The sequence below is a fragment of the Streptomyces adustus genome (assembly GCF_009377175.1).
Classification (GTDB): Bacteria; Actinomycetota; Actinomycetes; order Streptomycetales; family Streptomycetaceae; genus Streptomyces; species Streptomyces adustus.
The window spans coordinates 14294-39202 of record NZ_VJZD01000068.1 but is presented as its reverse complement, the minus strand read 5'-3'; the positions used below and the strand labels follow the sequence as shown (position 1 = coordinate 39202).

Below are 24909 nucleotides of genomic sequence, written 5' to 3'. Positions count from 1 at the left end.
CCCTTCCACGGAGACGGGCACGGCCACAGAGAGGGGGCCCGTCATGCGCACCATCGTCATCGCCGGAGCCGTCGCCCTGGTGGTCCTCGGGTTCACCGACCACGTCTGGTGGCTGGCCGCCGCCGCCCTGCTCCTGCTGTACATACGGTACGGACGCAGCTCGACCTCGGCGTCCGCCCCGGGCACCGGCACCCCCGCGGCGCCGGCGCCGCCCGCCACCTACCAGGCGTACCGGGCCCGCCGTGACCAGCAGGCCAAGTGGGAGCGCCGCTACCGTCGTGAGCGTCCCTTCGAGGCCCGCCGCCAGGACCGCGGCACCTGAGACAGGACCGGAGACCGACGCACCTTCGACCGCCCCCGGCCGGCACCGGCCGGGGGCACCCGGTCACAGGCCCGGCGCGTCCCAGAGCGGGAACCACCGGGCCTTGTCCTTCTCCACCCGCAGGTCGTTCTCCAGCAGGGCGGCCGTCTGGAGCTCCAGCGCGTTGTCGCGCCGGTGCCGGCCGGGCAGCGTGCACAGCGGATAGAACGTGCCGCGCTTGTACAGGTACACCAGGGCCAGCGCGCGTTCCGTGTCCTGGCCGCGCTTCTCGAAGCTCACCAGCGAGCACAGCAGCTGCGGCCCGAAGCCGTTGGCCTCCATCGACGTGTTCACCGCGTGCAGGTCGTTGACCAGGAGGGGCAGTTCGTCGGGGGAGCGGGCGGAGACCAGCCAGGAGTAGCCGTAGTCGTCCTGGGTCAGCCGGACCGGAGGGCCGGTGCGGTCGGAATCCGCGTCGAGCAGGGCCTGCACCTCGCGGTGTGTCTGCTCGAAGGCCGCGCCCTCGACCGTGGCGAAGCACACCGCCCCCTGTCCGGTCGGCGTGAAGCCGGCGGCCGCCTCCAGCGTCACCGCCGCCGACGGCAGCGCGAACAGCTGGTCGAGATCGGGGGCGACCGCCTTGGTGCGGCCGAGCAGGATGTCCAGCAGCCCCATGTTCAGCCCGTCTTCCCGGGCACCGCGGCCTCGCCCAGCTCGGCGGAGATCCGCCCCAGCTGTTCGAGCCGCTGCTCCAGGCTCGGGTGGGTGGAGAACAGCTTGCCCAGGCTGGGCCCTGCGCCCAGCGCGGGGGTGAAGTAGAACGCGTTGAACGCCTGGGCCGTACGCAGGTCCTCGGTCGGGATCCGGGCGATGTCCCCGGTGACCTTCGTCAGCGCGGAGGCCAGCGCCGAGGGCCGCCCCGTCAGCAGCGCGGCGGACCGGTCGGCCGCCAGCTCCCGGTACCGGGACAGGGCCCTGATCAGCAGGAAGCTCAGCGCGTACACCGCCGCCGAGACCCCCATCACGACCCCGAACACGACCAGGGTGTTCTGGTCCTTGCGGCCCCGCCCGCCGAACAGCTCCGAGTAGAAGGCGAACCGTACGATCAGTCCCGCGAGCACGCCGAGGAAGGACGCCACGGTGATCACGGCGACGTCCTTGTGCGCCACGTGCGACAGCTCGTGCGCCAGGACGCCCTCCAGCTCCGCGGGCTCCAGCCGCCGCAGCAGCCCGGTGGTCACGCAGATCACCGCGTGGTCGGGGTTGCGGCCGGTCGCGAACGCGTTCGGCATCCCCAGTCCGGAGACCGCGACCACCGGCTTGGGCATGTCCGCCATCGCGCACAGCCGGTCGACCACGGCGTGCAGCTCGGGATACTCCTCCGGCTCCACGACCCGGCCGTGCATCGCGTACATCGCGATCCGGTCGGAGAACCAGTACTGGGCGGCGAGCGCGCCCGCGGCGATGACGACGACCAGGACCCACGACTTCAGCAACACGATCAGCGCGGCGGCGAACGCCACGTACAGCAGTCCCAGCAGGAACAGCGTGACCGTCATCCGTACGGTCAGCCGCCTGTCGCTCCGGAATCGGCTCTGCATCTGCCTCACCCCGCAGTCAGGCACTCGTACCTGACTTCAGTGTGCACCTGACCTCGCCCAAGAGGCGGTTCCGGACTGCTCCGGAAGGCGCAAAGAACTGCCCTAGGTCCTGTCTGACAATTCCCGTCGTCCGCCCGGAGGGCGGGCCCCGCGGCGTCAGGTGCGTTCTCTCGGTGTGCCGGGCCTCGCCCCTCGTACTGGATGTACTTGGGTCGGGGCCCGGTGCGGCGAGAGGGCGTGCATGGCGTCGCGGGGCAGGCGGGAATTGTCAGACAGGGCCTAGGGGGAGCGCAGGCTCGCGTACCCCAGCAGCAGGATCACCGCCAGCACGCAGCCGAGCACCAGGGCGGTGGACTTCCACGACGAGCGCCGCGGTCCGGCCGACCCGGGGTCCGCCCGGAACGGGACCGGCTCCGGCGGGTTGTCCTTCCAGCGCGCGGCGAGCATCCGGGCCCGTGCCGAGGGCTCCTTGTGCTCGGCCGCGCTCGCCCACCGATGGTCGAACTCGTGCTCGAAGTCGTCGTGCTCGGACATCCCCGTTGCCTCTCCGCTTCCCTCTGTTCCAGAAAACGCCGGGAGAACCCGATCCCCCTCCCTCTAGGAAGCCTGTGACACCCGAAAGGTTGTACGCAACCCCGAACAAACGACGGCGCCCCACCCTCCGGCCGAACGAACGACGGCGCCCCACCTCCCGGAAGAACGGGAGACGGGGCGCCGCCGAACGAATCACCCACCGACCGGACCCCGGCCGGGACCGGTCACACGTCGAAGAAGTGATGACTCGCCTCGGCTACCTCGGTGGATGACAGCTATGCCCCTCCTGGCCAGCAAGGACGCCGTTGTCATCTGTCGTCGTTGGTCGTTGTTGGCTGCCCTTCGACGGCCCAGAGACGGCCCGGGACTGGATGGCGGGCGATGGCACCGCTGGGTGGCGCTGACTCACGATGTAGATCAGCTCACTTGGGGGGACGCATCAAGCGCTGATAGGCAGCGCCTAATGTGCTCTCTCACCGGGTCCCCTCGGTGAGCTCCAGCCGCCAGGGCAGCGGTCAACCAACCTGGCCCCTTGGCGACACCCAGCGTCGGAGCGAACTTCTCCAGTTCTCCAACCCTTACAAGAACAATCCCAATCTCCTCCAGACGCTCCAGCAGTCTCTTTGCCGCTACCGCAGCCTGCCCTTCGAATGCCAACTCGCCAAATTTTTTCAGCAGGCCCCATGGGCTATCTTGCACTCGAAGCTGGGCAAGCACCTCACGCTTTACTTCATTGCTATATTTCTCCCCCTCTCTCCCTGAGAACACAGATTGAACTGCCGCTATCACATCACCCAGAGTTGCCCCACCTCGGGATTCCCGAAAGGGTTGAGTTGATACGCGATAGTCGCGTTGCAGAGAATCCCAATCGGCGCCGTAGGCTTCAGCCAATCGAGAGATGTTTGACTCGTCGTTCAAAATGTCGATGTCGGGGACCGCAACGACAGGAACTGAGATCGCGCGAAGAAGCTTGACTAGCTTGTAGATTGCCGCCTTTCCGTACGACGGAATGAACAAGACATCGCTTGGTGGAATCGGCACTTCCGACTGAGGGTCGTACTCATTCAGAGCCGCCGCATAGAATCGGCAGTCCTGATCCGCCTCGGCGACGATCGTGAGTCGATGAAAGAGGGAATCCAAGGCGTTCGTATACTTCAACAAAGGGTCGCCCCATAGATCTCGAACATCCTCGACGGCAAGCTGATGAGCCCGCGAATCACCATCCAGGCCTCTATCCAGGCGAACAATGGATACTTCCCCTTCGGAGGCCAGGAGTCCCGTCAAGAGGTTCCTGTCATGCGTTGCGAGGATTACTTGAATTCCTTTTTTCTTGGCAAGGTCACCCAGAACCCTCCCAAGTGCACTGGCCTGCGGTGGATGCAAAAATGCTTCCGGCTCATCGATCAGGACAATAGGGTGATCGGCTGTCACGAGAGGCAGAATAAGGGCAATTAGGCTCTTAATTCCGTCACCCTGCTCCGTGAGTGGAGGGAGGCTCGCGACTTCTCTTCGGTATTCCGGCGAAACTGCGTCAACCGGCGGGGCGGGGATGGTAACCCTGCCCACGCGCAACTGAATCATTCGAGCCAACGTGTCGAGCGTCAAGTCGATACGGAAAACTTCGCGACAGATTTCACGGACTTCATTCAGCATCTGCACCGACTCCTCCAGTCGGTGCATTACGTTCCGCGGAGGGATTTCTACATTTTCCCTCATCTCCTGCGGCTGAATAACACTTGCCCGCTGCCAGGGGTCCGAAAATAGCATGAATGTATTCGTCAGCATCGCGAGCCTATCGACTCCGTCCTGCTGCTCGCTGAAAAATTGTCGCAAGTTTTGTTCATGTACGTTCGACTGCCCGCGCGCACCGAAATAAAGCACCCCATTTTGCGTGTGTGCGCTTTCGTGTGCAATTAGCCATGCAGAAAGATCCTTAGAGTCTCCAGAAGCGTTAAAACGAATGTCAGTCACAAGCTGCCAGCGAGCAGTCTCTACAGGGTTTCGAAAATTTCGTGCGGCGAGATTCGTAACCTGCCTAAGGAGCGTCGATTTCCCTACGTTATTTCCGCCGACCACTACCGTCACGCCAGTCGGCGGCGGATTCACCGTGAGGCCATTTTCCAGCGTGATCGACGCGATCGAAACGGTAAACCGGTCGGCTTCTCCGCCGCTCAGGTCTGCGGGAATAGTCACGTTCTCCATTGGTAACCCGCCTTCTTATAGTGAGGTAGGCAGCTTACTGGCTGCATAGAACTGTGCTTCCCAAAAACGACTTCTATTGATCAGGGCCCCGAGGTAGGGACGTGTCCGGCTCGGCCACCGCCTCATGACTGGTTCAGCCCTGCATCGAGCAAGGTCAACTAGATCCCCCGCCTGATGCTCCAGCTCGCCGCGTTCCTCAGCCCTAACGGCATTCCCGAAATAGTCCTGACCAGCGCCCCCAGGGCGACGAGGGTGTGAGGGTGGTTGGAGCCCAGGATGCTGCTGGTCAGACGGACGGTATTTTCGTCGTGCTCGATCGCTTGTTGGTAGAGACCCGCTTCGGTGAGACTGCGGCTGACCGCATAAATGCATGGGTGAGTTGTGGACTCCCAGAGGGCTGGGCGGGTGAGCTGGTCGAGGTGGACCACGTTGGCGCGCAGCAGGGCGGCCAGTTCCCGTTCCTCGTGGTCGTGGCGGGGCCACAAGTTGGTGATGGCGTCCGCGGCGATGCGGGTGGTGATGGCCAGCGCGCCGTCCGGGACGGTCTCCCGGACGGCGCGGGCGGTCAGGGCGTGCATGCGCAGAGGTGCAGTGACCGTGTCCTGGGTGATCAGGGCGTAGGTGCGCAGGCACTCCAGCGCACCGTGCACCTCTGCTTCGGAGACCGGCGGGTGATGCTTGCGCAGCCGGCGCCGGAGTCTGGTGCACCAGCATGGCAGATCACGTATGTCGATTCGGGCTGAGGCGGCGAGATGCTGACGATCTGGTTCTCGCACAGTTCGCTGACCTTCCCCGTGACTCCCCGTCGGTCGCCGCTCGATCGGACACGCTGCGGGCACGACGGTCCACTGCCCTCGTGCTGAGATCGAAAGTCAGCCGCATGACTGCCACAATACCTTCGATCACTTGATAAAGATTGACGGATAGCTACTGCCCAAAAATGAGATAGGGCCAGGCCTGCCGATCAGCTTTTCGGCAATGAATGAGTCGGCGATCGAGTATGCAGGGCCAGCGAAGACCCCCACTCCTGGAATCAGCCCCAGACTATTGCCTGCGATAAACCGAATCACTTGACCAGTCTTTGTGTGAGTTAGCTTGGCAATGCGCTCCTGTAGACTCTTGAAATGCTCGGAAATCTCCTGATCGGTCTCTGAATCAATTTCGCGGAGCCATCGACGCATATCGCGGCATTCTTCAGTCTCCCGCAACTTGAGCAGGTGCTCGATGTCGATCTTCTGATCAGGGGCGAGAGTGTCGAGGCTTGGCAGTCCACTGATCGTCGTGATGCGTTCGAATCGGTGCTCTTGAACTTCAGGGTCGAGCTGATCTGCCAGGAACTGTAGCCGACTCGCAAAGATCGGAATTTCCGCGTCACGAAATCCTCCAAGCGAGTCATAGTGCTTCATAATCTCGAGACGCTGTTCCAGCGATGCCAGGCCGAGTAGGCCTCGTTCGATTACTTTATGGGCCTCTGTATCACTGAGCCCAGCGAGCTCTGCAACGTTACTTACGACACGGAAGTCGCCATCATTTCCCAAGTCTTCAACGTAAAGCGTTGCCTGCTTCGGCAGGATCACGCCATGGTGTGAGTTAAGCTCGTGAGAGACGGCAGTTCGTAGCGAATAGTCGTTTCGATCTAGGGCTGCCTGGAAGCCGCTCTTGGCGGATAGTGCCACCTCGACAGGGTAGCGGCTCAACTTTTCAGCAATTCGCCTCTTGAGCTTGATCTGCTGCCGTAGGTTAGTCCCGGGGATTTGATGGATGATTTGAAGGGCGTTATGAATATACTGCTCCCGTTCGGCAACGGAAATGGGGACAACTCTGTAGGAATTAAGCGGAAGCGGGCCTCCTCTAGCTTCGGTTACGCGAAGATCAGCTAGCTGGCCAACGCTTCCGACTGTGAGCGAGTCGCAGACTATTGACAGAGCACTTGAATCCAGCAGTGTTTGAAGGCCGTCGACCCCGAAGGTGCGAACAAGCGCAGGCATCTCCCGCAGATGATTCGATTCGAGGGTGCAGTGCTCGAAGAGCAGAAGCCGTCGAACCAGGGCTCCGACGTCGACGGTGACGGTTGTTCCTCCGTCACCTGCTTCCCTCGTGATCGGACCGATGTGCCGTTCCCTGATGTCCATTCAGGCAGTATTGCCTACCGCTCGTTTCGAGGGGGGCGAATGATGCGGTTTGGCTCACCCCTGTATGCGAGTGCGGCGCGGACTCCAGCTGGGCTGGAGCGAGGCGGAGACCGGAGCGCAGGCCTGGGGGGCGAGCTGCCTTGATGACGGTAGGGATAGTTCAACCGTGCCGAAGCGGGCATCCGGCTAGTACGTGATCCTTCGGCCGGGCCTCGCGCTAGGTGACCCCCTGAGGCGGCAGGTCACTTGGCGGCAAATCGTGCTGACGTCACGGGCCAGGACGGGCGGCAACGTCGGCCGGCAGGAGTCGACTTGTGAAACCTTCGGTGCAGAGCCTCTCGTAAGCGGCGACGACGGCGACCGGGACGTTCTGTTCGATGGCTAGGCCCCAACTGGGGAACACAAGGACGCGTTGCAAGGCGCCCACGATCATGTCGATCACCATGCGGGCGTCCCCGATGGAGTCGGTGTACGCCTCCAGGCTCATCGACGTGGAAGCGCACACCACTTCGACCTCGGGCCAGAGTTTCCGCATCATGGCGTACGAGCGCCGTTCTTCATACGGCTTGCTCACGAGCAGGACGGATGTGGCCGTGATGCCTGCATCGACCAGCACTGCTTTCGTGAACTCGATGTTTTCACCGGTGTTCGTCGCACGCGGCTCCAGCAGGATGGCGGACTCGGGCACCCCGAGCTGCAACGCCCGCTCGCGGTAGTGGATGGCTTCGCCACGCGGCATGCGAACTCGGGTTGTGGGGCTGGTGGAGCCGGTGAACACGATGACCGGTGCCATGCTCCGGTGATACAGATCCGCCGTCACGTCCGCCACGCCGAGGTCATGGCTGCCCAGACCTATGGCCACCGAGCAGGGTCGTAGGTCGTGGTGCATGAAGTGGTAGTCCCACAGAAGTCGGGCATCCGCCCATGCTTGCGCCGAGATCATTTCTGCCCCTCTGCGTCCTGTGCCGAATCCGGAACCTTGAAGTCGTACTCCCACGCGAAGCGCGAGGCAGCGTGGACGCCGATGGCGTACTCGACGACCGTGCCGTCAGCGATATAGGTCGTGCGGTGCAGCTCCATGACGGGCTCGCCCGGCGGCAACTGCAAGAGCTTCGCCTCGTCCGCCGTGGGCACGCGGGCGAACAGAGCCTCTCTCATGTGGTCGATCTCGTATCCCGCGTCGTACAGGACCCTGTAGCCGCCACCACGGCCGGCCGGGCCTGGCGTCGGGTCGACGATGCGTGTGCCTTCGACGTGTTCGGGCCGGTAGTAGCTGGTCAGGGTGTGGGTGGGCTGAGTGCCCTCCTTCACCAAGCGGGCGCGGGCGTACACCGTGGAGCCGACGGGGACGCCGAGGCCTTCAGCGACGACGTCGCTCGCCTCGACGCGACTCACGGTCTGCGTCTGCTCGTTGCGCTTGTACTCGCGCCCTGACGCCACGCGGTCCGCGATGAAAGCGACCTCATCACCATCGCGCCACTTCGCTTTGTCGTATCGGGCGATGCCGAGCCGTTTGAGGGGAGCGCGCGGGCGCACGATCGTGCCGTGGCCGCGCGTCGAGGTCACGAGCCCCTCTGCCTCAAGGGCTTTGTAGGCCTGATGAACGGTCGACTTGGCGCCTTCCCCTGCGTCGACTAGCTCCCTGATCTGGGGCAACTGGGCCCCGGGCGGATAGTCGCCGCGCTTGATCTGCTCTGCGAGCCGGTCGGCCAGTTCCCGCCACTTGGGTGCCACAGCAGAACTCCCTTCGATGCGCCCAAGTGAAGCACAGTCCCAGGACTGTTGACAGTCGCAGGACTGTGCGCCATTGTCTTGCTCAGCGGCTCGCAGTCCTAGGACTGTGAATCGGGAGGGCCTTCTTTGGGCTGCTCCGAAAGGGCGGAGGACGCTGCAAGACCGCCCGTTAAGGCCAGGTAGAACAGGGTTTCGGCCCGTACTGGCGAGGTGGCCCGGCGACCGCGAGCAACGGCCGGAGAGTGCAGACCACGCGTCTGCCTTGCAGTGCTTTCCCCTCTTCAGCGCAGTCCTCATCTGCACGACCGACAGGAGTCGTGATGCATCAACGCCATATCTGGGCGCCGCCGCAATGGACCGGCCGACGGCGCCGTACCGCCCTCGGTCCGTCTCCGTTCCGCAGCGCTTCACGCTGCGGCCGGTTGCCTCTCCGGCCCGTCCGGCCCCGCTTTCTGCGGTGGTCGTACGGGCGGGGGTGCGGGGAGCCGAGACGAGAGGAGCAGGTCTTGCGAAGGATCACCAGCCCCAAGCACCCGAACGTCGACCAGGTCGGCACGGACGTCCAGCACCAGGGCGAGATGCACCGGATCACGGACGTGGGCGGCGGTCAGTTCACGCTCGTGCGACTGCGTGACGGCTACGCCCAGAACGTCAGGATCCGCGACGTCAACGACCCCGACAAGCGCGGCTGACCCACCCACATCACTCAACGGCGCGCGGCCCCGGTGCTGGAACACCGGGGCCGCTTTCGGGCCGCACCAACCTTGCAGGGAGACCACGACCCATGAGCCAGATTACGGTTCTGGACGCCATCACGGCGTTCGCCGACTTCGTCGAGCCGACCGACGCGGAGCTCTCCGCGATCGAGCAGGAGATGCCGCTGATCCTGGCGGACGTCGACCTGATCGACGCGCAGATCATCGCCATGGACCACGCCCCGAACGACGTCGACGCCCGCCGGATCCGCCGGGCCCTGGCCCGCGTCCTCGCCGAACGGGCCAAACTGACCAACCGTGCCGCCGCCACGGCCCCGGCAGGGGGTGCGGCGTGAGCACCCCTGGCATCCGCAAGTCGCTGAGTCGGGCACAGAAGATTGTGCTGACGGCCGCGTTCGTTCCAATGGTCGCCACCGGTGTTGCCGGTGGTGCCGGGACGTTCAGCAACATCAGTGCCGCTTACGGGCGGGGGACCGCGCTCGGTGCGGTCGCTGCCGGTGAGGGTGCCACGGCCGTGCTCGCGCTGGTCCTGCTCGGTCTGACCATGCTGGGACAGTCCTCGCCCCACACGGTCCGCCTCGGCTTATGGGCGCTGCCGGCCGCCGCGGCGGCGATGGCCGCGACCGCGGGCACCGACGCCGGTCACACCATCATCTACGCCGTAACCCCGATGGGCATGTGCGTCTCCGCCGAGGGCGCCGCGTTCCTCGCCCGCCGGATCGTCGTCCACACCAGCGGCCGCGACGCCGAGGCGGAGCGCCGGTCCGCAGGCGTCGTGCAGTCCCTCGCCTACCACCGCGCCCGCGCCGCCAACCACCCCAGCGAAAGGGCGCGCAAGCGGTCGGATCGGGTGTCGTGGCGTCTGGCCCGGCGAGTCGGGACCGGCGACGCGTCGCTCGGATCGAGACTGCTGGACGTCCAGCGCGAGCGCGTCACGACCGGCGCCGACGCCGCGCTCGCCGCGATGTTCACCCCCGCCGCCCTCGATCCCAACCCGATCGAGAACGCGGATGAATCAGTCGAAAATAGTCGAGAACGGTCTACCTCTGACCTGCCTGCATCGAGCGGGCCCACGGTCGTCCTGACCCGGCTCGTGGTGCCCGATCCGGCCCCGGTCGACCTGGGCAAGTCGAGCACCGGCACGAAGCCGATGCCCGCCGTCGTCCCGGCGGTGAAGCCGATCCCGATCGCCCCGGCCCTGGCCCGGCCGATTCCCGCAGTGTCGACCCGGCCGCACCGGGCGACCGGGCGGGTACCGGACGCCGCGAAGACGCCCCGCACCCGGCGCACCTTCGAGCAACTGATGACTGAGGCGCGCAATGCGACAGCCGGTCTGCCCGATCACGAGGTGACCGGGGAGGGCATCCGCCGGACCCTGCACACCTCCCCGGCGAACGCGCGCAAGCTGCGCGACGCCCTGCTCGCCGAACGCGCCACGACCACCACCTCGGTGACACCGTGAACGCCCTCGCCGCACTCGTGGCGGCTGTGCCGCCCGTCCTCGGATGGGCGCTGCACGCCCGGTGGCTGCACCGACGGCTGACCACGGCTCGCCGAGACCCGCTCACCGGGCTGTGGACACGAGATGCGTTCACCCGCCGCGCCCGCCGACTGCTGCGCGACCCGCGCGCGGTCGTCGTGCTGGCGGACGTTGACCACTTCAAACGGGTCAACGACGTGCACGGTCACGCGGCCGGTGACGCCCTGCTGGCCGCGATCGCGGCCCGCCTCGCCCACGGCACCACCCCGGGCGGGGTCGCGGGACGGCTCGGGGGAGACGAGTTCGCAGCCGTGCTCATCGACCGCGACGGCACGGCCGCCGACCGGCTGCACACCCTTACTCGCATCCTGGCCCGACCCGTCGACACCGCCCCCGACATCCACACCACCGTGTCATTGGGGTGGGTGCGGGCCGCCGACCACCCCGGCGACGACCTGTCCGCCCTGCTACGCCGGGCGGACGAAGCAATGTACGCGGCGAAACGCTCGGGACGGTCCGGGCCCCGTCGGGCGGTGCGGCTCGGGCGACTGCTCGGCTCGGTCGCCGGACGCCGGCCCGGACGTCGGGGGGCCGCATGACCACGACAGCCCCAACCTCAGCGCTCAAGAGCTTCAGCTTCGGTGGCGGGGTGCAGTCCACGGCTGCCCTGGTCCTGGCGGCCAAGGGGGAGTTGGACTACCGCACCTTCCTCATGGCCAACGTCGGGGACGACTCCGAGCACCCCGAAACCCTGGCCTACCTGCGCGAGTACGCCATCCCCTACGCCCAAGCGCACGGCCTTGAGCTGGTCGTTCTGGACCGGGTCATGAAGCGCTCGGGTGAGGTCCGCACGCTGTATCAGGACCTCACCCGGGAGGGCTCGCGGTCGCTGAAGATCCCGGTGCGGATGTCGAACGGCGCTCCCGGCACGCGCTCGTGCACGGCCAGCTTCAAAATCAAGGTCGTCGGCGACGAGCTCAAACGCCGCGGCGCCACCAAAGACCATCCGGCCACGGTCGGGATCGGCATCAGCCTGGATGAGATCGGCCGGGCGAACAAGCGGCGTTGTGAGCCGCACGAGCGGATCGAGTACCCGCTGTTGGAGCGCGGAATTCGCCGTATCGACTGCGCCCGGATCATCCGGGATGCGGGTCTGCCGGTGCCGCCGAAGTCGTCGTGCTGGTTCTGTCCGTTCCACCGGCCTGAGACCTGGCATGACATGCGCCGCGACGAACCTGAGCTGTTCGAGCGGGCCTGTCAGCTCGAAGAACTCCTCAACCGCCGACGCGACGAACGCGGCAAGGACCCTGTCTGGCTGACCCGGTTCAACCGGCCGCTGCGCAAGGCGATCCCGGACGGCGTGGACACGCTGCCGTTCGACGAATGGGACTCCGGATGTGACTCCGGCTGGTGCATGACTTGACCACGCCCCCTCGCGCGACCCGGTACGCCTTCCCGCCGTCCCTCGGCAGGCGAATTGCCTGCGGCTTTCCCTCACAACGCCCCGGAGGGTGCGTCATGGAACAGCTCCCCGCACACCGCCCGTTGACGGTCGTCCAGCTCCCGGACGGCCAGCACGTCTACGCCGACCCGGCCACGCTGCCGGTGCAGCAGCCCACCGGCCCGCAGGTCGTCCACATCCACCAGGCGCCCCCGGACCGCACGGTCCAGCGTGTGGCGCTCGGCTCCGGGGTCGGTGCCGGGGCGGTCGCGGCCGGCGTCTACTTCGGCCCGCTGCTCGTCGGCGTGCTCACCGCCATCGCGGCCAACCTCGCGATCCTCGCGCTGCTGGCCGCCGTCATGGCGTGGGGCGTGGTCACGGTCGTCCGGTCGGTGGGCGGCAGCGACGGCAAGGTGGCCGTCAAGCGGTACGGCCGCAAGGCCCGTTGATCCGAAACCCGTAGACGGCCCGCAGGGCTCGCGACCCCCCTCCCGCGTAGGGCAAAAGACCCTCGGGGTCGCGAACGGCCGCGCAGGGTGCCGTGGAGACGCTGCGTGACCCCATTTTCCGCGCCTCTACGCGCGCGTGCGCGTAGGGGCCCCCTCCCCGGAACGGCGCAACTCTGCAACTTCCCAGGTCAGGGGCGGTTGCAGGGGCTCAACCGGTGTTGCCGACGCAACCGGCAGCGCCAACTACCGCAATTCGGGCGGGCCGGTGACGCCACGCAACGGCGCACCGGCCCTTATCCACGTGTCTTTGGAGGACTCTTCGTGGACTGGAAGCAAGCATGGTCGACCACCAGCGCGACGACCAACACAGCGCTGGACGCGCTCGCACCGGTGTGCGCGCCGTTCGCGGCCCGCTGGGACCGCGAGGCGGAGCGCCGGACGTTACTGCGGACCCCGGAGAACCTGAAAGCGCTCATGGCGGCGCAGCGGGAGCACAACTCCGCCCGCTCCACCGCTGTGATGGCGCGCAATCAGCGCAGCGCGGCCCGCAAGGCATCGAACAACCCGTTCTCCACGAACCGCCGGGCCGCACGCACCGCGGACAAGGCCGCACGGCAGCATCACAGCCAGGCGCGGTCGGTGATGAAGGTGGCGCGCAAGAACTACCCGGCCACCCTCACCGCGCGTGCGGTGCAGCTGCATGCCGCGCACGCGGTGCCGGGCGGACTGGCGTCGTGGCTGATGACCGAGGCCACGCACGCGTTCACCGTGTGGCCGGCGTCCGTGTCCGCCGGGCTGATCGGGCTGAACGTCGCAGGACTGTGGCTGGGGCGTCGTCAGCCGTCGGTGCGGCTCGATGACGGGATGAGCGCGGAGGAGCGGCGCCTCGCCTCGCGGCTCGATCCGTCGTTCTGGGTGCAGCACGCTGACGCCCGCGGCTTGTCCGGCACCGTGCCGACCTCGGCCAAGCTCACCCCGGCCGGACTCGTCTCGCACGTGCGCCTGGACGGTCGGTGGACGCCGAAGACGTTCCGCGCGAAGGCGGACGAGATCCGGGCCCTGCTCGGAGCGCGGACCGACCTGCGCATGGAGATCACCTCTGGCAGCCACGGCGACCGCGCCACCATCACCCTGCGCACGCGCAGCGCGGCCGATGGCATCGACCTGTCCGGTTGGCAGCCGGGGGCGCCGTGGGGAGTCGACACGGTCACCGGTGATCCGGTGGTCGTGCCGCTGGGCCGCCGGATGCTAGTCGCCGGCACTTCCGGGTCGGGCAAGTCCTGGTCGACGCGGGCCCTGCTTGCGGAAGCCTCCGAGGCTCCCGATCACCGGCTGATTGTCATCGATCCCAAGCGGGTGGAAGCCCTGAACTGGGAACACCGCGCCCGTACCGCTGTGCGCCGCGACGATGTCCTCGACGTCACCGACGAACTCGTGGAGGAGATGCACGAACGCCTGGACGAGATTCCGCGCGGCAGCGACGTGATCGCGATCAGCCCCGACCGCCCCCGCATCACCGTCTTCGTGGACGAGGGCGCCGAGGTCATCTCCATGGCCAAGTTCAAGGCACCGCGCACCGAGGACGGTCCCGGCACGGACTACGGCCAGATCATGGAGAACTTGCGCACCCTGGCCCGCATGGCCCGCGCCGCCGAAATCATCCTGATCTGGGCCACTCAGAAGCCGACCATGGATGGCAAGAGTCCCGGACTGGACCCGCAGATCAGCGCCCAGATCACCTACCGCGCATCCCTCGCCCTCTCGACGTCCTCAGAGTCCCGGGTCGTCTTCGGGGAGGACGCCACCGAGGACGGATGGCACGCGCACAAGCTGCCCATGCCCGGCGTCGCGATGCTGCGTTCCGGGCCCAAGGCCAGGCCCAACCCCGTCAAGACCCGCGCGTTCTCCCCGGCCGACGTCATCGCCCTGCCCGACCGGCCCATCTGGAAGCGCGGAACATCCAAGCCCGCCGCGAGCCCGCTGCGCTTGGTCAAGGAGCCGGCCACCCCGGCCGCCGACGACGCCCCGGTGTCCATCGGTGCGGAGACGAACCGGGACCGGGTCCTGCGGGCCGTGCACGAGGGTGCTCGCACCCTGCGGGACGTCACCGACCGGACCGGCATCAACAAGGGCACCGTCTCCCGCGAGATCAAGGCACTCACCGTCGCGGGAGCCGTCCGTAAGAGCGACGACGGCATGTTCCTGCCCGGCCAGGAAGCAGCCTGACCACTCCCGCCCGACCGAACGACAACGGCGGCCCCCTTCCGCCAAGAACCGGGGCCGCCGCCAATCCACCCGCCCTCAACAGACCTGTGGAGGTCTCCCAGCATGACCCAACCGACCGACGTTCGGCGAGAGCACCTGACTGTTGCTCTCGCCCTGGCAGCCACCGGCGTGCCCGTACTGCCGTTACGAGCTGGGAAAGTGCCATTCGGCAACTGCCGCACCTGCGCGAAGAACGCGTGCGGCGGCCGGCCGAACATGAAACACCCGGGCCCCTGCCACTGCCCGGCGCCCTGCCACGCATGGGCCGCCGCCACGACCGACCCGCACGTCCTCACCTCGCCCGCGTGGACCGCGGCATGGCGCACCGCCGTGTCCGTCGCCTACCACCCTGGCGGCGGCGACCTCACCGTCGTCGACCTCGACACTGCCGACGCCATCGCATGGGCCCGCGCCACCCTGCCCGCCACACAGACCGTGCCGACAACTCGGGGGGAACACTGGATCTACCAGGGCGTCATGCAGTCCGCCAATGCCGTGCGGCCCGGCGTGGACGTCAAGTCGTCCATGCAGTACGCGCGGTGGCTCGGGCCCGGCACTGGCACCATGACGGCGCTGCCGGACGTCGTCCGTGCGCTGACCGTGAAGGGCCCCTCGCCGGTCCGACCGGTGGCCGTCGCCGAGCCCGCGCGAGTCGGGGGCGGGAAGTGCCCTCACCGCACATCGACCTACCTGGAACGTGGCGTCGCCATGGCGGAACAGCGCATCACCAAGGCCCGCGCCGCGGTGCACGCCACCGTCTACCGGACCTTCCTCGCGGTGCTGTCCACGCACGGCCGGTGCGGCTGCCTCACCGACACCCACGTCAACCGGCTGTTCATCGCCGCGCAGGCCAAGGGCGAGACCCTCCGGCACTGCACGGATGCGTGGACCAACGCCCTGACCACGCTGGGACTGTGACCGTGTCCGACGACGAGAAGAGCCCCGCCCGGCAGGTCATCACGGACTACGCCCAGTCCCACTTCCGGTACTTCCGCACCGTGGACGGGACCGTGTACGCGCAGCGCACCGGCCACCCCGTGGCCCGCCCGATCCGCTCCCAGGGCACGACCGGGAGCCACCGCCAGGAACTCATGGTCGGCCTCTTCCGCGACGGGGTCGGCGTCTTCAACGGAACCGCCCTCAAGGAGGCGTTGGACTTGATCGAGGCACTCGCCCTCACCGAGCAGGTACAGCCCACCCACATCCGCGTCGCCCCCGGATTCGACGGAGCCACCTGGCTCGACCTCGGCCGCGACGACGGCCGGTCCGTCCGCATCCACCCCACCGGCTGGGACATCCGCATCCCCGACCCCGAAGAGGTGTGCTGGCGGCGCACCCAGCTCACCGGGGAACTCCCCCTGCCCGCCAAGGACACCGACGGCAAGGGCATCGACCTGCTGATGCGGCTGTGCAACTTCGCCGACGCCAAGACCGAGGCCCTGGCCATCGCGTGGCTCATCGGCTGCCTCGGGCCGTCCGTACCCGTCCCGGCCCCGTTCCTCACCGGCCCGCAGGGCGCCGGCAAGTCGACCGGCGGGCGGATGCTCGTGCGGATCATCGAGGGTATGACCGGCGATCTGCGGCGGGCGCCCAAGGACGAGGAGAACATGATCACGGCGGTGGCGGCCGGGTGGATCACCGCCCTGGACAACCTCTCCCACCTGCCCCCGGACCTGTCCGACCTCATGTGCTGCGTCATCACCGGGGCCGAGAGCATCAAGCGCGCGCTGTTCACCGACGGCGATGTCGTCCGCTCCCGCTACCGCCGCCCGATGCTGCTGACCGGCATCGACGTCGGCGTCATCCGCCCCGACCTCGCCGAACGACTCCTCACCCTGCGTCTGGAACGCCCCCGGGTACGGCGCACCGAAGCGGAGCTGTGGGCGGAGTACGCCGAGATCCTGCCCGTCGTCCTCGGCTCCCTGCTCGACCTGACCGTCAAGGTCCGCGCCGTACAGGCCGAGACCCCGACCGATCTGCGCATGGCCGACTTCGCCCACCTGTGCGCCCAGCTCGACACCGCCACCGGCTTCGGGACGCTGGAGGCATACCGGGCCAGCCTGGACGACCTCAACGACGACGTGATCGAGGGCGATCTCCTGGCCCAGACGGTCCTCAAGCACGCCGCCGAACTCACCCCGGGCACGCAAGAGCGGATGACGTCGGCGGAATGGCTACACGCCCTGACCGCCCTCTACAGCGGCGAGGAATGCCGCCCCCTGCCCAAGGGCTGGCCCACCACCGGCAAGGTCCTCTCCGACCGGCTGCGGCGCATCCAGCCCACCCTGGCCGCGCGGGGCGTCCTGGTCGACTGGGGCCGCACCAGCGCCGCCCGCTACATCGAACTCAGCCGCCAGGCCCCGCCCCCGCCGCCCGCGCAGCAGACCGCGTTCTGACCGCACGCCCGGACAGGCGGACAAGCAAGAGGAGCACGCCACGCCGGGTGGGTGCTCCTCTTGCTGTTCGGCGGCGGCAGCCGCCCTGCACGGGTCGCGCCGCGAAGCGGCCCGTTCTTCAAGCCCTGAACAGGACGTAAAGACCTGCAGACACCACCCCTTCTTTTTCCTAAGTAGGGAAGATCTGCGTCACTGCGTCACCACGGGCCCGACAGACGGCCGCTGACCTGCGGCGACAGCGGTGACGCAGACGGCGAATCCTGCGTCATTCCGCGTCATCAGCGTCACCCCGTGACGAGCGTCCGTGTCATCGGTGACGCAGGGCCCGTCCCGCTGCGTCACCGGAACCCGCAGGTCAGAAGCCTGATTGACGCACGTGACGCGGTGACGCAGAAATCCCAGCTTCGGACAGATACGCACGCACCCAACGCGTGGAGGACTCATTGAGCGCATCCGCTCTCTCTACGACCGACCCTCGCGCGGCCCTCCGGGGTGGCCTCCCGGACCGCTACCTCACCCCTGACGACATCGCCGACATGTTCGGAGTGCCGCTCGAAACCGTCTACCAGTGGCGCAGGAAGCGCACCGGACCGCCCGCGTTTCGGATCGGCAAGCACCTCCGCTACGACCCGGCCGACGTGCGCGCCTACGTCGTACAGCGCAAGCGCGACTGCCAGGGCGCCGCGTAGACAACCACCTTCCCCCCAAGACAGCAGGGAGAGCCGCTACGCCCGGCTCTCCCTGTTGCATGTCGAGAGGACCGCCGCCGCATGGCCGGCCACATCCAAGACCGCTGGTACAAGACCGAGACGGCACTCAACGGCAAGACGATCAAGACAAGGAGCGACCGGTACGGGACGGGCTTGCGCTACCGGGCGCGCTACGTTGCGCCGGATGGGAGCGAGCGCAGCAAGTCGTTCCCTGACAAGCAGAAGCGACTCGCGGAAGCATGGCTGACTCAGATCGCGGCTGACATGACCCGTGGCCAGTACGTCGACCCGTCCTCGGGCAAGGTGACGTTCAAGGAGTTCGCCACGCAGTGGCTGGCATCCCAGACCACGGACCCTTCCACCATCGTGAACATGGAGCTGCGGTTCCGGCTGCACGCCTTCCCCTACATCGGCTCTCGCTCCATGAGCGCGTTTCAACCCGCCCACATCCGCACGTGGGCACGGGCCCTTGCCGACTCCGGGATGGCAGCGTCGTATCAGCGGACCGTCTTCGCGAACGTCTCCGCGGTGTTCGCCGCCGCTGTGGACGACGGCATTCTGGTCCGGAACCCTTGTCGCGCAGGATCGGTGCGGGCCCCCAAGCTGGACCGGCGGAAGCTCAAGCCGTGGACGCATGATCGGGTGGTCGCGGTCCGGGGCGGACTTCCGAGGCAGTACGCGCCGATCGCCGACGTCGGGGCCGGATGTGGCTTGCGGCAAGGTGAGATCTTCGGGCTCGCTGTCGACGAAGTCGACTTCGTCGGGGGAGTCGTCCACGTGGTGCGGCAGGTCAAGCTGATCGGCCCGCAGATGGTGTTCGCCCCGCCCAAAGGCGGCAAATTGCGTGACGTCCCGCTGCCCGACGTGGTCTCGGACGCGCTCGCCGCTCACATCACCCGGCGGTCACCCATCGACGTCACGTTGCCGTGGAAGACCCCGGAGGGGCCGCCGGTCACGGCCAAGCTGCTGTTCTACTCACGGGAGCGGAAAGCGCTGAACAGGAACTACTTCAACGCGTACCTGTGGAAGCCCGCCCTGATCGCGGCCGGCGTCATCCCGGAGCGGGCCCCGGGGGAGCGGTTCGAGCCGTCGCGAGAGCACGGCATGCACGCCTTGCGGCACTACTACGCGTCGGTGCTGCTGGACTCGGGAGAGAACATCAAGGCTCTGGCCGAGTACCTCGGTCACTCCGACCCGGGATTCACGCTCCGGACGTACACGCACCTCATGCCGAACAGCCAGGACCGTGCCCGCAAGGCCATCGACGCGGCATTCGGCGTGCAGGGTGCGGCTAGCCCGCGCGGCGGCCCGGCGTAAGCCGTCGGCAGCCGTTCGCGGTGCGGGGCCCGAAACAGGCCGTCGGCCGTGCTCCTCCCAGGAAGGAAGAACACGGCCGACGGCCCACACACGGCCCAGGGGAGCGGAAACCCGCTCTGACCTGGGGCGATATCACACGTCGAAGTACAGCTCGAACTCGTGCGGGTGCGGGCGCAGCTGGAGCGGGGCGATCTCGTTCGTGCGCTTGAAGTCGATCCACGTCTCGATCAGGTCGGACGTGAAGACGTCGCCCGCGAGCAGGAACTCGTGGTCGCGCTCCAGCGAGTCGAGGACGGCCGGGAGCGAGGTCGGGACCTGGGCCACGCCCGCGTGCTCCTCGGGAGCCAGCTCGTACAGGTCCTTGTCGATCGGCTCGGCCGGCTCGATCTTGTTCTTGATGCCGTCCAGGCCCGCGAGCAGCAGCGCGGAGAACGCCAGGTACGGGTTGCCGGAGGAGTCGGGCGCGCGGAACTCGACGCGCTTGGCCTTCGGGTTGGAGCCGGTGATCGGGATGCGCATGGCCGCGGAGCGGTTGCGCTGCGAGTACACCAGGTTGATCGGCGCCTCGAAGCCCGGGACCAGACGGTGGTACGAGTTCACCGTCGGGTTGGTGAAGGCCAGCAGCGACGGCGCGTGCTTGAGGATGCCGCCGATGTAGTAGCGGGCCATGTCCGACAGACCCGCGTAACCGGCCTCGTCGTAGAACAGCGGGGAGCCGCCGCTCCACAGCGACTGGTGGACGTGCATGCCCGAGCCGTTGTCACCGAAGATCGGCTTCGGCATGAAGGTCGCGGTCTTGCCGTTGCGCCAGGCGACGTTCTTCACGATGTACTTGAAGAGCTGGAGGTCGTCGGCCGCGGCGAGCAGCGTGTTGAACTTGTAGTTGATCTCGGCCTGGCCGGCGGTGCCCACCTCGTGGTGCTGACGCTCGACCTGGAGGCCGGAGGCCGCCAGCTCAAGGGAGATCTCCGCGCGCAGGTCGGCGAAGTGGTCGACCGGCGGGGTCGGGAAGTAGCCGCCCTTGTAGCGGACCTTGTAGCCGCGGTTGTCCTCCAGCGCGCCGGTGTTCCAGGCGCCCGCCTCGGAGTCGATGTGGTAGAAGGACTCGTTCTCCGAGGTCTTGAACCGCACGCTGTCGAAAACGTAGAACTCGGCCTCGGGGCCGAAGTACGCGGTGTCCGCGATGCCGGTCGACGCGAGGTAGGCCTCGGCCTTCTTCGCCACGTTGCGCGGGTCACGGGAGTACTGCTCGCCCGTGATCGGGTCGTGGATGAAGAAGTTGATGTTGAGGGTCTTGTCCCGGCGGAAGGGGTCGACGCGAGCCGTCGACAGGTCCGCGCGCAGCGCCATGTCGGACTCGTGGATGGCCTGGAAGCCACGGATCGACGAGCCGTCGAAGGCGAGCTCCTCGTCCGGGTCGAACGCCTCGACGGGCAGCGAGAAGTGCTGCATGACACCCGGCAGGTCGCAGAAACGGACGTCGACGAACTTGACGTCCTCGTCCGCGATGAACTTCTTGGCCTCGTCGGCGTTCTGGAACATCCAGCTCCTCCTACTCCCGACCGTCCTGCCGGGGTGGTAGTTCGTGCGTGCGGCCAGTGCGGTGGCACACGGTGGCCTCGACACTAGGGATGGGTGATTTCTCCGGCGTGACCCGTTTGTTTCGCAGAAGTTAACCGGGTCCGGTTCCACCGTAGTCCCTGAGTACCCCGCCGTCCCGCGGTCGTATCCGGGCGCAGTACCGTGGGCGGGTGGACAACAGGCAAGCAATCGGATCGTGGCTCTCCGGGCCGCGGGCGGCCATGGAAGAAGCGGGCGGCGACTTCGGATACCGGGGCGAGCAGCTCGGCCTGCCGGAGGAGGGGCCCGGCTCGATCGCCCGCCCCGGACGGCGGCTCGGCGCCATCGCGGTGGACTGGGGCCTGTGCTTCTTGATCGCATACAGCCTGGTCACGGACGGCTATGACCCGCGTACCACCGGCAACTGGACGCTGCTCGTCTTCTTCGTCCTCGGTGTGCTGACGGTCGGCACGGTCGGCTCCACCCCCGGCAAGCGTCTCTTCGGGCTGCGGGTGATCACGCTGGAGACCGGCACGGTCAACCCGCTGCGCGCCCTGCTGCGCACCGCCCTGCTGTGCCTCGCCGTCCCGGCCCTGATCTGGGACCGCGACGGCCGAGGACTGCACGACCGGCTGGCCCGCACGGTCGAGGTGCGCATCTAGCACCTCCCGGAACGGCAAGAACGAGCAAGAACGAGAAGGCAAGAACAAGAAGGGGCGCCCGGAGTGGTCCGGGCGCCCCTTCTTCGTCTTCTTCGTCGCAGGTCGTCGTACGGGGATCCGCACGCGGTGGCTCAGCGGCCGTTCGCTCCGCCCCTCGGCAGGCGCATGCCCTTCGGCATCGGACCCTTGGGCAGCGGCATGTTGCTCATCAGGTCGCCCAGCGCGCGCAGCCGGTCGGTGGTCGCGGTGACCTGCGGGCCGGTCAGCACGCGCGGCAGCTTCAGCATGGTCGTGCGCAGCTTCTTCAGCGGGATCTGGCCCTCGCCGTTGCCGACGATCACGTCGTGCACCGGCACGTCGGCGACCACGCGGTTCATCTTCTTCTTCTCGGCCGCCAGCAGGGACTTCACCCGGTTCGGGTTGCCCTCGGCGACCAGCACGATGCCGGCCTTGCCGACCGCCCGGTGCACCACGTCCTGGCTGCGGTTCATCGCCACCGCGGGGGTGGTAGTCCAGCCCCGGCCGATGTTGTCCAGCACGGCCGCCGCCGCGCCCGGCTGGCCCTCCATCTGGCCGAAAGCGGCCCGCTCGGCCCGGCGCCCGAACACGATCGCCGTCGCGAGGATGGCGAGCAGGAGGCCCAGGATGCCGAGATAGATGGGGTGACCGATCAGAAAACCGATCGCGAGAAAGACACCGAAGGTGATGATGCCGACAGCCGCGAGTACAAGACCGATCTTCTTGTCGGCCTTGCGGGTCATCTTGTACGTCAGAGCGATCTGCTTCAGTCGCCCGGGGTTCGCGGCGTCCGCCGCGTTGTCCTTCCTCGCCATGCCACGAAGTCTACGTGTCCCCCGGGGCGGCCACGACGGCAGTGCCCGCAGAGCGGGCGGAAGGGGCGTTCGGGGACGTCAGGAACGCGCGGACAGGGTCTCCTCCAGGACGCGCTCGGTCTCCGACCGGTCCTTGGCGCGACGGCGGTCCTCCAGGACCGAGGTCCAGGCGTTGCGGCGGGCGGTGCGCTGACCACCGCTCATGAGCAACGACTCGACCGCGCGCAGGGCGCTGGTGAAGGACGGAATCGCTGTGGCGTGTACGGGCGCGGCCTGCATCGTGGATAGTCCCCTCGGTAGGTCACCGGGGCCCGGATTTCGGGCTACTACGGGTTCATCGCGGGTCTACGTGGTGTGACACCAGCGTCACTGATTGGTGTTACCAGGGCATGACCGACCGGTCAAACGGTCGTGAAACCTTGATGCGCGGGTCCGAACGGCGGACGCGGCCCCGACGGCGCCCTCATCTGCGAGGACGGTCGGGACCGCGTCGAATCGGCCGTTACTGGCCAGTAGTAACTTGTGCGTGAGTTCACACGCTTGTCTCGCGCCCATTCGGGGCACGATCGCCGGCACTCCGTCAGACGGCCTGCGTGGCGATGTATGCTCCGCGCTTCTCGACGGCCATCTGGTACAGCCGGCCCGCCCGGTACGAGGAACGGACCAGCGGGCCCGACATCACACCGGAGAAGCCGATCTGCTCGGCCTCGTCCTTCAGCTCGACGAACTCGTGCGGCTTCACCCAGCGCTCCACCGGGTGGTGGCGCACGGAGGGGCGCAGGTACTGCGTGATGGTGATCAGCTCGCAGCCGGCCTCGTGCAGCTGCCGCAGCGCCTCGCTGACCTCCTCGCGGGTCTCGCCCATGCCGAGGATCAGGTTGGACTTGGTGACCAGGCCGTAGTCGCGCGCGGCGGTGATCACCTTCAGGGAGCGCTCGTAGCGGAAGCCGGGGCGGATCCGCTTGAAGATGCGCGGGACCGTCTCGACGTTGTGCGCGAAGACCTCGGGGCGGGCGGAGAAGACCTCGGCCAGCTGCTCGGGGACCGCGTTGAAGTCGGGGGCGAGCAGTTCGACCTTGGTGCGGCCGGCCTCGCGCCCGGCGGTCTGCGCGTGGATCTGGCGGACCGTCTCGGCGTACAGCCAGGCGCCGCCGTCCTCCAGGTCGTCGCGGGCGACGCCGGTGATGGTGGCGTAGTTCAGGTCCATGGTGACCACGGACTCGCCCACGCGGCGCGGCTCGTCACGGTCGAGCGCCTCGGGCTTGCCGGTGTCGATCTGGCAGAAGTCGCAGCGCCGGGTGCACTGGTCGCCGCCGATGAGGAAGGTCGCCTCGCGGTCCTCCCAGCACTCGTAGATGTTCGGGCAGCCGGCTTCCTGGCAGACCGTGTGCAGGCCCTCGCTCTTCACGAGGTTCTGCATCTTCGTGTACTCGGGACCCATTTTCGCCCGGGTCTTGATCCACTCGGGCTTGCGCTCGATGGGGGTCTGGGCGTTCCGGACCTCCAGGCGCAGCATCTTGCGTCCGTCGGGTGCGACTGCGGACACATCGGCTCCCTGCTGATTGCTTTGAGTAGTCTTCGAATCTTCGGCGTACACCAGCGTACGCCTCGTGTTTGCCGGGCTCTGCCCGCCCGTGAGGCCAACCCCTCGGCCTCCGGTCGCATTCCCGGTCAGGCGGTCGCCTTCTCGATCTCGCGCGGCCTGAGGTCCGCGTTGCCCAGGACGTCGGCCAGGTGCCGTTCGGCCACCGGCAGCACCTCCTCGATGGTGAGGGCGCGGCCCAGCTCGTGGGCGAGGGAGGTCACACCGGCGTCGCGGATGCCGCACGGGATGATCTTGTCGAAGCTGGATGTGTCCGGGTTCACGTTGAGGGCGAAGCCGTGCATGGTGACGCCCTTGGCGACCCGGATGCCCATGGCGCAGATCTTGCGGTCCTCGCGGCGCTGGCCGGCGTTGGAGGGCGCGTACTCCGGGCCGTCGAGGCGGGGGTCGAACTCCTCGTCGGTCAGCCGCGGGTCGAAGTCCAGGGAGAGGCCGCCGAGCGACGGGCGCTGCTCCACCGGGTCGCCCAGCACCCACACGCCCGCCCGGCCCTCGACCCGGCTGGTCTCGACGCCGAACTCGGCGCAGACGCGGATCATCGCGTCCTCCAGGCGGCGCAGGTGGGCGACGACGTCGACCGGGCGCGGCAGCTTCTGGATGGGGTAGCCGACGAGCTGGCCCGGACCGTGCCAGGTGATCTTGCCGCCGCGGTCCACGTCGACCACCGGGGTGCCGTCCAGGGGGCGCTCGTTGTCCGCCGTGCGCCGTCCGGCCGTGTAGACGGGCGGGTGCTCCAGGAGCAGCACGGTGTCGGGGATCTCGTCGGCGAAGCGGGCCGTGTGCACCCGGCGCTGCTCGTCCCACGCCTCCTGGTACTCGACGGCGTCCGCGCCGAACCCCATACGGACGAACCGCAACTCACTCACGGCAAGCGCCTCCCTAGAAGGTCGTAAGGCACGAAACGTGCCTACGCCACTGTACGTCCGACCGAATCCCGTCAGCCGCACGGCCAATCCTCACACGATCGGATGAA

At 67.5% G+C, this 24909-nt stretch carries 26 protein-coding genes; 13 read left to right on the top strand and 13 right to left on the bottom strand.

The annotated features are described in order from the left end of the window. The first annotated feature begins 43 nt into the window (after positions 1-43). A complete protein-coding gene (locus FNH09_RS18790) occupies positions 44-322 on the top strand; it encodes a hypothetical protein (protein WP_152889382.1) in 279 nt (92 codons plus the stop codon). Positions 323-385: 63 nt separating this feature from the next. Here FNH09_RS18790 and pspAB read toward each other — a convergent pair whose 3' ends face one another. From pspAB to FNH09_RS18745, 8 genes are all read right to left on the bottom strand, one after another. Further along, a complete protein-coding gene (pspAB, locus tag FNH09_RS18785; RefSeq protein ID WP_152889380.1) occupies positions 386-976 on the bottom strand; it encodes a PspA-associated protein PspAB in 591 nt (196 codons plus the stop codon). A 2-nt stretch (positions 977-978) separates the two neighbouring features. Then, the gene (htpX, locus tag FNH09_RS18780; protein ID WP_152889378.1) at positions 979-1902 is read right to left on the bottom strand and encodes a zinc metalloprotease HtpX; all 924 of its coding nucleotides are present in this window, start codon (positions 1900-1902) and stop codon (positions 979-981) included. 279 nt (positions 1903-2181) lie between these two features. After that, positions 2182-2436, bottom strand: coding sequence for an SCO2583/SCO2584 N-terminal domain-containing protein (locus tag FNH09_RS18770; RefSeq protein ID WP_152889376.1), 255 nt, complete (start codon positions 2434-2436; stop codon positions 2182-2184). A gap of 417 nt (positions 2437-2853) precedes the next feature. Continuing rightward, positions 2854-4638 carry an AAA family ATPase gene (locus tag FNH09_RS18765; protein WP_152889374.1) on the bottom strand — a complete coding sequence of 595 codons (1785 nt, stop codon included), beginning with the start codon at positions 4636-4638 and terminating at the stop codon, positions 2854-2856. Between the two features lie 158 nt (positions 4639-4796). Continuing rightward, on the bottom strand, positions 4797-5288 hold the full coding sequence (locus tag FNH09_RS18760; RefSeq protein WP_152889372.1) for a hypothetical protein: 492 nt from the start codon (positions 5286-5288) through the stop codon (positions 4797-4799). 252 nt (positions 5289-5540) lie between these two features. After that, positions 5541-6770 carry a hypothetical protein gene (locus tag FNH09_RS18755; RefSeq protein WP_152889370.1) on the bottom strand — a complete coding sequence of 410 codons (1230 nt, stop codon included), beginning with the start codon at positions 6768-6770 and terminating at the stop codon, positions 5541-5543. A gap of 268 nt (positions 6771-7038) precedes the next feature. After that, on the bottom strand, positions 7039-7713 hold the full coding sequence (locus tag FNH09_RS18750) for a YdcF family protein (RefSeq protein ID WP_152889367.1): 675 nt from the start codon (positions 7711-7713) through the stop codon (positions 7039-7041). Beyond that, the gene (locus FNH09_RS18745; protein WP_162468773.1) at positions 7710-8504 is read right to left on the bottom strand and encodes a UTRA domain-containing protein; all 795 of its coding nucleotides are present in this window, start codon (positions 8502-8504) and stop codon (positions 7710-7712) included. The genes FNH09_RS18750 and FNH09_RS18745 overlap by 4 nt, the downstream gene beginning before the upstream one ends. Before the next feature lie 506 nt (positions 8505-9010). Here FNH09_RS18745 and FNH09_RS18740 point away from each other — a divergent pair. From FNH09_RS18740 to FNH09_RS18690, 11 genes are all read left to right on the top strand, one after another. Continuing rightward, positions 9011-9196 (top strand): hypothetical protein, encoded by a 186-nt coding sequence (locus FNH09_RS18740; protein WP_152889365.1) that lies wholly within the window; start codon positions 9011-9013, stop codon positions 9194-9196. Positions 9197-9288: 92 nt separating this feature from the next. Continuing rightward, positions 9289-9555: a DUF6284 family protein gene (locus FNH09_RS18735; RefSeq protein WP_152889363.1), complete on the top strand. Its 267-nt coding sequence runs from the start codon at positions 9289-9291 to the stop codon at positions 9553-9555. Continuing rightward, complete coding sequence (locus tag FNH09_RS18730; protein WP_338017610.1) at positions 9552-10682, top strand: conjugal transfer protein; 1131 nt, start codon at positions 9552-9554, stop codon at positions 10680-10682. The genes FNH09_RS18735 and FNH09_RS18730 overlap by 4 nt, the downstream gene beginning before the upstream one ends. Then, entirely contained in the window at positions 10679-11299 is a 621-nt protein-coding gene (locus FNH09_RS18725) for a diguanylate cyclase domain-containing protein (protein ID WP_162468772.1), read from the top strand. The genes FNH09_RS18730 and FNH09_RS18725 overlap by 4 nt, the downstream gene beginning before the upstream one ends. Next, positions 11296-12123: a phosphoadenosine phosphosulfate reductase gene (locus tag FNH09_RS18720; protein ID WP_152889361.1), complete on the top strand. Its 828-nt coding sequence runs from the start codon at positions 11296-11298 to the stop codon at positions 12121-12123. Before FNH09_RS18725 ends, FNH09_RS18720 begins: the two co-directional genes overlap by 4 nt. A 95-nt stretch (positions 12124-12218) precedes the next feature. Beyond that, positions 12219-12590 (top strand): DUF6251 family protein, encoded by a 372-nt coding sequence (locus FNH09_RS18715; RefSeq protein WP_152889359.1) that lies wholly within the window; start codon positions 12219-12221, stop codon positions 12588-12590. Between the two features lie 321 nt (positions 12591-12911). Then, on the top strand, positions 12912-14816 hold the full coding sequence (locus FNH09_RS18710; protein ID WP_162468771.1) for an FtsK/SpoIIIE domain-containing protein: 1905 nt from the start codon (positions 12912-12914) through the stop codon (positions 14814-14816). A 102-nt stretch (positions 14817-14918) separates the two neighbouring features. Next, entirely contained in the window at positions 14919-15773 is an 855-nt protein-coding gene (locus FNH09_RS18705; protein WP_152889355.1) for a bifunctional DNA primase/polymerase, read from the top strand. Between the two features lie 2 nt (positions 15774-15775). After that, positions 15776-17251, top strand: coding sequence for an ATP-binding protein (locus FNH09_RS18700; RefSeq protein ID WP_162468774.1), 1476 nt, complete (start codon positions 15776-15778; stop codon positions 17249-17251). Between the two features lie 443 nt (positions 17252-17694). After that, positions 17695-17940 (top strand): helix-turn-helix transcriptional regulator, encoded by a 246-nt coding sequence (locus tag FNH09_RS18695; protein WP_152889352.1) that lies wholly within the window; start codon positions 17695-17697, stop codon positions 17938-17940. A gap of 81 nt (positions 17941-18021) precedes the next feature. Beyond that, positions 18022-19278, top strand: coding sequence for a tyrosine-type recombinase/integrase (locus FNH09_RS18690; RefSeq protein ID WP_152889350.1), 1257 nt, complete (start codon positions 18022-18024; stop codon positions 19276-19278). Between the two features lie 132 nt (positions 19279-19410). On the opposite strand, the gene glnA is transcribed toward FNH09_RS18690, so the two are convergent. Further along, a complete protein-coding gene (glnA, locus tag FNH09_RS18685; protein WP_152889348.1) occupies positions 19411-20820 on the bottom strand; it encodes a type I glutamate--ammonia ligase in 1410 nt (469 codons plus the stop codon). Between the two features lie 209 nt (positions 20821-21029). Between glnA and FNH09_RS18680 the strand changes: the two genes are divergently transcribed. Continuing rightward, positions 21030-21500 (top strand): RDD family protein, encoded by a 471-nt coding sequence (locus FNH09_RS18680; protein ID WP_162468770.1) that lies wholly within the window; start codon positions 21030-21032, stop codon positions 21498-21500. A 131-nt stretch (positions 21501-21631) separates the two neighbouring features. Here FNH09_RS18680 and FNH09_RS18675 read toward each other — a convergent pair whose 3' ends face one another. The 4 genes from FNH09_RS18675 to lipB all read right to left on the bottom strand — a co-directional run bounded on the left by FNH09_RS18675 (position 21632) and on the right by lipB (position 24802). Continuing rightward, complete coding sequence (locus FNH09_RS18675; RefSeq protein ID WP_152889346.1) at positions 21632-22333, bottom strand: DUF4191 domain-containing protein; 702 nt, start codon at positions 22331-22333, stop codon at positions 21632-21634. A 78-nt stretch (positions 22334-22411) separates the two neighbouring features. Then, entirely contained in the window at positions 22412-22612 is a 201-nt protein-coding gene (locus FNH09_RS18670; RefSeq protein WP_152889344.1) for an SCO2195 family GlnR-regulated protein, read from the bottom strand. Positions 22613-22913: 301 nt separating this feature from the next. Beyond that, positions 22914-23879, bottom strand: a complete 966-nt coding sequence (gene lipA, locus FNH09_RS18665; RefSeq protein WP_162468769.1) for a lipoyl synthase — start codon at positions 23877-23879, stop codon at positions 22914-22916. Positions 23880-24004: 125 nt separating this feature from the next. After that, positions 24005-24802, bottom strand: coding sequence for a lipoyl(octanoyl) transferase LipB (lipB, locus tag FNH09_RS18660; protein WP_162468768.1), 798 nt, complete (start codon positions 24800-24802; stop codon positions 24005-24007). Positions 24803-24909: the final 107 nt, after the last annotated feature.